Origin of the sequence: Desertihabitans aurantiacus (assembly GCF_003344635.1) — a bacterium.
Classification (GTDB): Bacteria; Actinomycetota; Actinomycetes; order Propionibacteriales; family Propionibacteriaceae; genus Desertihabitans; species Desertihabitans aurantiacus.
Window position 1 is genome coordinate 1 of the sequence record NZ_QPKK01000204.1, and the last position, 7102, is coordinate 7102.

At 74.6% G+C, this 7102-nt stretch carries 8 protein-coding genes; 7 read left to right on the forward strand and 1 reads right to left on the reverse strand.

The window, feature by feature from the left end:
* Positions 1-197: 197 nt before the first annotated feature.
* The 6 genes from DVA66_RS14835 (at position 198) to DVA66_RS14860 (ending at position 5788) form a co-directional block, all read left to right on the forward strand.
* Positions 198-1325, forward strand: coding sequence for an L-talarate/galactarate dehydratase (locus DVA66_RS14835; protein WP_114560783.1), 1128 nt, complete (start codon positions 198-200; stop codon positions 1323-1325).
* Positions 1322-2002: a FadR/GntR family transcriptional regulator gene (locus tag DVA66_RS14840; protein WP_114560784.1), complete on the forward strand. Its 681-nt coding sequence runs from the start codon at positions 1322-1324 to the stop codon at positions 2000-2002. Before DVA66_RS14835 ends, DVA66_RS14840 begins: the two co-directional genes overlap by 4 nt.
* 52 nt (positions 2003-2054) lie before the next feature.
* Positions 2055-2990: a LysR family transcriptional regulator gene (locus DVA66_RS14845; RefSeq protein ID WP_114560785.1), complete on the forward strand. Its 936-nt coding sequence runs from the start codon at positions 2055-2057 to the stop codon at positions 2988-2990.
* Positions 2991-3094: 104 nt separating this feature from the next.
* A complete protein-coding gene (gene kdgD / locus DVA66_RS14850) occupies positions 3095-4018 on the forward strand; it encodes a 5-dehydro-4-deoxyglucarate dehydratase (protein WP_114560786.1) in 924 nt (307 codons plus the stop codon).
* Complete coding sequence (locus DVA66_RS14855; protein WP_114560787.1) at positions 4018-5352, forward strand: enolase C-terminal domain-like protein; 1335 nt, start codon at positions 4018-4020, stop codon at positions 5350-5352. The genes kdgD and DVA66_RS14855 overlap by 1 nt, the downstream gene beginning before the upstream one ends.
* A gap of 214 nt (positions 5353-5566) precedes the next feature.
* Complete coding sequence (locus DVA66_RS14860; protein ID WP_114560788.1) at positions 5567-5788, forward strand: hypothetical protein; 222 nt, start codon at positions 5567-5569, stop codon at positions 5786-5788.
* Positions 5789-5809: 21 nt separating this feature from the next.
* On the opposite strand, the gene DVA66_RS20970 is transcribed toward DVA66_RS14860, so the two are convergent.
* Complete coding sequence (locus DVA66_RS20970; protein ID WP_157974027.1) at positions 5810-6055, reverse strand: hypothetical protein; 246 nt, start codon at positions 6053-6055, stop codon at positions 5810-5812.
* Between the two features lie 256 nt (positions 6056-6311).
* Here DVA66_RS20970 and DVA66_RS14865 point away from each other — a divergent pair.
* A partial coding sequence (locus DVA66_RS14865) for a CbiQ family ECF transporter T component (protein ID WP_332872876.1) occupies positions 6312-7102 on the forward strand: 791 nt, incomplete at its 3' end.

Consider the following 7102-nt stretch of genomic DNA (forward strand, 5'->3'; position numbering starts at 1 on the left):
GGGATCGCCGGCGACCGGCGGGGCGGCGGCGCCGGGGCGGGTTCGGCCGCGATCTGCTCCGGCTCGGTGCGCCCGGAGACGCCGGGTGGCGCGACCGGGGTGTCGGGCGGGTCGGCTGCGGACACTCTTGTCCCTCCCCTGCTCATCGGATAAGTTCCGGACTCATCATACAAGTCGTCCGACCGAACGGGATGCCCATGTCCGACTCCATCGCCTCGATCTCCCTGTCGCACGTGGTGCTGCCGCTGCAGAACCCGGTGAGCGACGCCAAGGTGCTCACCGGCCGGCAGAAGCCGCTGTCGGAGGTCGTCCTGCTGTTCGCCGAGGTGACCACCGCCGACGGCGTGGAGGGCATGGGCTTCAGCTACTCCAAGCGGGCCGGCGGCCCCTCCCAGTACGCCCACCTCAAGGAGGTCGCCCAGGTCGCGATCGGGCAGGACCCCTCCGACATCGCCAAGGTCTACGACAGCCTGCTCTGGGCCGGCGCCTCGGTCGGGCGCTCGGGCGTGGCCACCCAGGCCATCGCCGCCCTGGACGTCGCCCTGCACGACCTCAAGGCCCGCCGCGCCGGCCTGCCGCTGGCCAAGCTGCTCGGCGCCTACCGCGACTCCTGCCGTGTCTACAACACCTCCGGCGGCTTCCTGCAGGCCAGCGTCGAGGAGATCAAGGAGAAGGCCGACGCCTCGCTGGCCAGCGGGATCGGCGGCATCAAGATCAAGGTCGGCCAGCCGGACTGGCGCACCGACCTGGAGCGGGTGGCGGCCGTCCGCGAGCACCTGGGCGAGGTGCCGCTGATGGTCGACGCCAACCAGCAGTGGGACCGCGCCCGCGCCCGCCGGATGTGCCGCGAGCTCGAGGCCTACGACCTGGTCTGGATCGAGGAACCGCTGGACGCCTGGGACGCCACCGGCCACGCCGACCTCAGCCGCACCTTCGACACCCCGATCGCCACCGGGGAGATGCTCACCTCGGTGCCCGAGCACATGGCCCTGCTGGAGGCCGGCTACCGCGGCATCGTGCAGCCCGACGCGCCGCGGATCGGCGGCATCACCCCGTTCCTGCGCTTCGCCACGCTGGCCGCGCACGCCGGGCTGGCGCTCGCCCCGCACTACGCGATGGAGATCCACCTGCACCTGGCCGCGGCCTACCCGACCGAGCCGTGGGTGGAGCACTTCGAGTGGCTCGACCCGCTGTTCGACGAGCGGATCGACATCTCCGACGGCCGGATGTGGCTGCCGGAGCGTCCGGGACTGGGCTTCACGCTGAGCGAGCAGATGCGCGCCCTGACGGTCGAGACGGCACGGTTCGGCGCGTCCGCGACGTGACGACCACGCTGGCCGCCAGGGTCGTCGACGGCATCCGCCGCCAGATCCTGTCCGGCGAGCTCGGCCCGGGGGCCAAGCTGCCGTCGGAGGCCGCGCTGGTGGCGGAGTTCGAGGTGTCGCGGACGGTCGTGCGCGAGGCGGTCTCCCGGCTGCAGGCCGAGGGGCTGGTCGAGACCTTCCAGGGGCGCGGCTCGTTCGTGCTGGCCGTGCCCGAGCCGTCGTCCTTCCGCCTGGAGGAGTCGGCCATCCGCAGCCACCGCGACGTGCTGGCGATGATCGACTTCCGGATCGGGGTGGAGGGCGAGGCCGCCGCGCTGGCCGCCGGCGCCCGCACCGAGGACGCCGCCGCCCGGATCCGCGAGGCGGTGGAGGTCTTCGGCCGGGCCCGGCCGGCGGAGATGGTGGAGGCCGACTTCGCCTTCCACCGCGCCGTGGCCGAGGCCAGCCGCAACCGCTTCTACCTCGAGCTGCTCGACGCCCTCGGACCGATGATGATCATGCTGCCGCGGACCCGGCTCGGCGAGGAGTACTCCCTCAGCGACGCCCGCCACGTCGAGCGGGTCCGCCAGGAGCACGACGCGGTGGCCGCGGCCGTCCTGGCCGGTGAGCCGGAGACCGCGCGGGCGGCGATGCGGGTGCACCTGGCCGCCACCCGGCGGCGGCTGGTCCCCGGCTGAGCCGCCGCCCGGCTCCAACGTCGGCGAGGCGTCGGGCCGATACCTTGCGGGTATGGCCATCACGCTGGACCAGATCCGGTGCTTCATCGCGACGGCCGAGGAGCTGCACTTCGGCCGGGCCGCCGAACGACTGCAGATGACCCAGCCGCCGCTGTCGCGCCAGATCCAGCGGCTGGAGCGCAGCGTCGGCGCCCGGCTGCTCGACCGCGACCACCGCCGGGTGACGCTGACCCCGGCCGGGACGGCCTTCCTCGAGGACGCCTACCGGATGCTGGCCGCGGTCGACGCCTCGGTCCAGCACGCCCGGCGGGTGGAGGCGGGCTCGGCCGGCACCGTGCACCTCGGGGTCACCGCGGTCTCGGCGATCGGCGTCCTCGGCCCGCTGCTGGGGCTGCTCGACCGGGAGCTGCCCGAGGTCGACGTCGTGCTCCACGAGAGCGCCAGCGGCGGCCAGGTGGACGGGATCCGCCGCGGCCAGATCGATCTCGGGCTGGCCCGGCCCCCGTTCGACACCGCCTCGCTGTCCTCCCGGCTGGTGCTGCGCGAGCCGCTGCGCGCCGTGGTGCCGGACGGGCACCCGCTCGCCGAGGTCGACCGTCCACTCGCACCGGAGGACTTCGACGGGCAGTCGGTGATCAGCTACCACCCCACCTCGGCCCGCTACCTGCACGAGCTGACCGTCCGCTTCCTGCTCAACGGCCACGCCCGGATCGAGCAGCACGTGCAGCAGGTGCTCACCGCGGTGCTGCTGGTGGCCGCCGGCCAGGGGGTCGCCTTCGTGCCCGCCAGCGTCGCGGCGCTGCACGTGCAGGGGGTGCGGTTCCAGCGGCTGACCGAGGTGCCCGGCGCGCACGCCGACAGCGACCCGGCCCGTCCGGTCGAGCTGCACGCCCTCTGGGCCCGCGACGGACTCACCCCGCTGCTGCGGCAGGTGCTGCGGCTGGTGGAGCGAGCCGTCGAGGAGCAGGACGATCCAGCTGGGGTATGACCGGATGCCCGATCGGTCCTGGACGGGTATCAGGGCGGCTTCCTAGGGTGGGGCCACCGGGCGGCGGACCGCGCCGCCGGGCCGAGTGCTGAGGAGCCGCCACCGTGCCTGCCGTCACCCCGTCCGAGCTCGCCACCGTCCTGGGCAGCGGGCTGCTGTCCTTCCCGGTGACCGCGTTCACCGACGACCTCGAGCTGGACGTCCCCGGCTACCGCGAGCACCTGGAGTGGCTGAGCGGCTACCCGGTGGCGGCGCTGTTCGCCGCCGGCGGCACCGGCGAGGGCTTCTCGCTGACCGCCGAGGAGACCGACCAGGTGGTGCGCGCCGCCGTCGAGGGGGTGGCGGGCAAGGTGCCCGTGCTCGCCCCGGCCACCGGCTCCACCCGCAACGCGGTCGCCCAGGCCCGGGCCGCCGAGGCGGCCGGCGCGAGCGGCATCCTGCTGATGCCGCCCTACCTCACCGAGGCCGACCAGGTCGGGCTGGTGGAGCACGTCACCGCCGTCTGCGCGGCCACCTCCCTCGGCGTCGTCTACTACAGCCGCGCCAACGCGGTGCTGCACGACGAGGCCGTGGAGCGGGCCTGCGAGCGCAGCGCCAACCTCGTCGGCTTCAAGGACGGCGTGGGCAGCATCGAGCAGATGACCCGCACCTACGCCCGGATGGGTGACCGGCTGACCTACGTCGGCGGGCTGCCGACCGCCGAGGTGTTCGCGCTGCCGCTGCTGCAGCTGGGGGTGACCACCTACTCCTCGGCCATCTTCAACTTCGTGCCGCAGTTCGCCGTCGAGTTCTACGAGGCGGTCCGCCGCCAGGACCGCGACGAGGTGTACCGCCGGCTCAACCAGTTCGTCATCCCCTACACCCGGCTGCGCGACCGCACCAAGGGCTACGCCGTCTCCATCATCAAGGGCGGGATGCGGGTGATCGGACGCCCGGCCGGACCGGTCCGTCCGCCGCTGAGCGACCTCACCCAGGACGAGCTGGCCGAGCTGACCGCGCTGGTGCAGGGCATCGGGGCCACCGCCTGATGAGCGTCACCGTCGCCCGCGTCGAGGTGGTCCCGGTCGCCGGCCACGACTCGATGCTGCTCAACCTCAGCGGCGCCCACGGCCCGTTCTTCACCCGCAACATCGCCGTCGTCACCGACTCCGACGGCCGCACCGGGCTCGGCGAGGTGCCCGGCGGCGAGGCGATCCGGAGCACCATCGCCGAGGCCGGGGAGCTGCTGGTCGGCCAGCCGGTGCTGCGCTACCGCTCGCTGCTGCGCCGCGTCACCGCCGCCTACGCCGACCGGGACGCCGGCGGTCGCGGCGGGCAGACCTTCGACCTGCGCACCACGGTGCACGCGGTGACGGCACTGGAGTCCGCGCTTCTCGACCTGGCCGGTCAGCAGCAGGGGGTGCCGGTGGCCGAGCTGCTCGGCGACGGGCAGCAGCGCGAGTCCGTCCCGATGCTGGGCTACCTGTTCTACGTCGCCGACCCCGACCGCACCGACCTGCCCTACGTCCGCGGGGATGCCGTCGGCGCCGGGGAGCAGGACCGCTGGTCGGCGCTGCGGCGGGAGGAGGCGATGACGCCGGAGGCGGTGGTGGCGCTGGCCGAGGCGGCGCAGGAGCGCTACGGGTTCAGCGACTTCAAGCTCAAGGGCGGCGTGCTGGCCGGGGACGAGGAGGCCGCCGCGGTGACCGCGCTGGCCGAGCGCTTCCCCGAGGCCCGGATCACCCTCGACCCCAACGGCGGCTGGCTGCTGGCCGACGCGATCCGGATCTGCTCCGGCCTGCACGGGGTGCTCGCCTACGCCGAGGACCCGTGCGGTGCCGAGCAGGGGTTCTCCGGCCGGGAGACGATGGCGGAGTTCCGCCGCGCCACCGGGATGCGCACCGCCACCAACATGGTCGCCACCGACTGGCGCCAGCTGGCGCACGCCGTACGCAGCGCCGCCGTGGACATCCCGCTGGCCGACCCGCACTTCTGGACGATGGCCGGTTCGGTCCGGGTGGCCCAGCTGTGCGCGGAGTTCGGGCTCACCTGGGGCTCGCACTCCAACAACCACCTGGACGTCTCGCTGGCGATGTTCACCCAGGTCGGGGCCGCCGCACCGGGTGAGATCACCGCGCTGGACACGCACTGGATCTGGCAGGACGGCCAGGGCATCACCACCCGCCCGCCGGAGATCCGCGACGGCGCGGTGCAGGTGCCCGACGCCCCCGGCCTCGGCGTCCAGCTCGACCGCGAGCGGCTGGCCGAGGCGCACGCCCGCTACACCGAGCACGGCCTCGGCGCCCGCGACGACGCCACGGCGATGCAGTACCTCGTCCCCGGCTGGACCTTCGACCCCAAGCGCCCCTGCCTCGTCCGCTGACCCGAGGCACGACCCGGACCCCAGCGCCCTGAGCCTGGAGGGCATCCACCGGAGCCGAGCGCCCAGCCGACCACAACGCCCTGAGCCTGTCGAAGGGCGATCGGGGCAGACGGTCGGATCCGGTGTCGGGGCCTCGCGCTTCGACAGGCTCAGCGCGCTGGGGTGCGCTCAGGAGCGCGCTGTGGAGTGTGGCCCGGGCGTGCCAGCATGGGGGGTGGACCGCAGCGCTGACGAGGAGGTCGCGATGGACGGGGTGGACCGACGCTCCCAGGAGCCGACCGGCGACGACGCACCGGTCGGGCGCCTGCCGCAGGACCTCGCCGACCGGCTCCGCGCCCGGGACTCCGCCACGGCAGCCGACGGGCAGAGCCGCGTCGAGCAGGTCGACGACGCGATCGCCGACGCCCTGGGCGACGACCCGGCCGACGACAGCTGACGGCGCGGCCCGGGCACGGGCTCAGCGCTCGGGGCGCGAATCCTGGACCGCGTAGCGACGCGCCACCCGCCGCCGGCGGCGAGCGTCACGACGGGCGCGTTCGGCGAACACGAAGGTGGTGGTACTCCCGAGGGCCAGCAGCAGCGGGAGCCCCCAGTCCACCAGGGCGAGCGGTTGGTCAGCTCGCCACTGCAGGCCCCTCGAGACCACGACGACGATCCAGCCGACGCTAATGACCAGCCACAGCCACCAGCTCACACGCTCCATGCTCGGAGGGTAGGCCGCCACGGTCGCCGTTGTAAGGTGCCGACACATCCAGGTGGTGCCCGCCGGGCGCCACGGAGGTGGTCGCAGGGGAAGTCGGTGGGAGTCCGACGCTGGCCCGCAACCGTGTGCCCCACCCCGGTGGGACGAGTCGGATCGCCTGCGCGCACCTCGGCTCACCACCACCCGCCGTGGTCCGCGGGCGAGCCGGTCGGGGGCACCGGCCGGGGCGTCCGCCCGCGGCTGACAGGACCCTCCGATGCCGACCCCCCGACCGACCGCCACGACGGGCGCGCCCTCCGGCGTCGTGCCGCGCTCGGGGCGTGCCGCGCGGTGGTCGCGGCTGCCGCGGTCGCTGCACCCGGTGGCCTGGTGGGTGTGGGCGGTCGGCGTCGCGGCGGCGGCCAGCCTGACGACCAACCCGGTGCTGCTCCTGCTGCTGGTGGCCGCGGTCACCCAGGTGGTGCTGCTGCGCCGCGGCAGCGGACCCTGGGCGCGGTCCTTCCGGCTCTACCTCGCCCTGGCCGGTGCGGTGGTGGTGCTGCGGCTGCTCTACCGGGTGGTGCTCGGCGGCCAGGACGGCGGCACGGTGCTGCTCGCACTCCCCGAGGTCCCGCTGCCGGACTGGTTCACCGGTCTGCGGCTGCTCGGCGACGTGACCTCCGACGCCGTGGTGGCCGCCCTGCAGGACGGGTTGCGGCTGGGCACCGTGGTGCTCTGCGTGGGTGCGGCGAACTCGCTGGCCGACCCGCGCCGGCTGCTGGCCGCGCTGCCGCCGGCGCTGTACGAGCTCGGCACCGCCCTGGTGATCGCGGTGACGGTGTTCGCCCAGCTGGCCGACTCGGTCCGCCGGGTGCAGCGGGCCCGACGGCTGCGCGCCCCCGCTCCCGGCGCCCGGCGTCCGCGCCGCCAGCTGGTCCGCTCGGTGGTGGTGCCGGTGCTGACCGACGCCCTGGACCGCTCCCTCGCGCTGGCGGCAGCGATGGACGCCCGTGGCTACGGCCGCGCCGGCACCGGCTCACCCGCCCGCCGGGCGCTCACCGCGACCAC

What these genes read in the sequence shown, in the direction of transcription:
- DVA66_RS14835 (WP_114560783.1), top strand. Translation starts at nt 198, where the DNA reads ATGTCCGACTCCATCGCCTCGATCTCCCTGTCGCACGTGGTGCTGCCG.
- DVA66_RS14845 (WP_114560785.1), top strand. Translation starts at nt 2,055, where the DNA reads ATGGCCATCACGCTGGACCAGATCCGGTGCTTCATCGCGACGGCCGAG.
- DVA66_RS14855 (WP_114560787.1), top strand. Translation starts at nt 4,018, where the DNA reads ATGAGCGTCACCGTCGCCCGCGTCGAGGTGGTCCCGGTCGCCGGCCAC.
- DVA66_RS20970 (WP_157974027.1), bottom strand. Translation starts at nt 6,055, where the DNA reads ATGGAGCGTGTGAGCTGGTGGCTGTGGCTGGTCATTAGCGTCGGCTGG.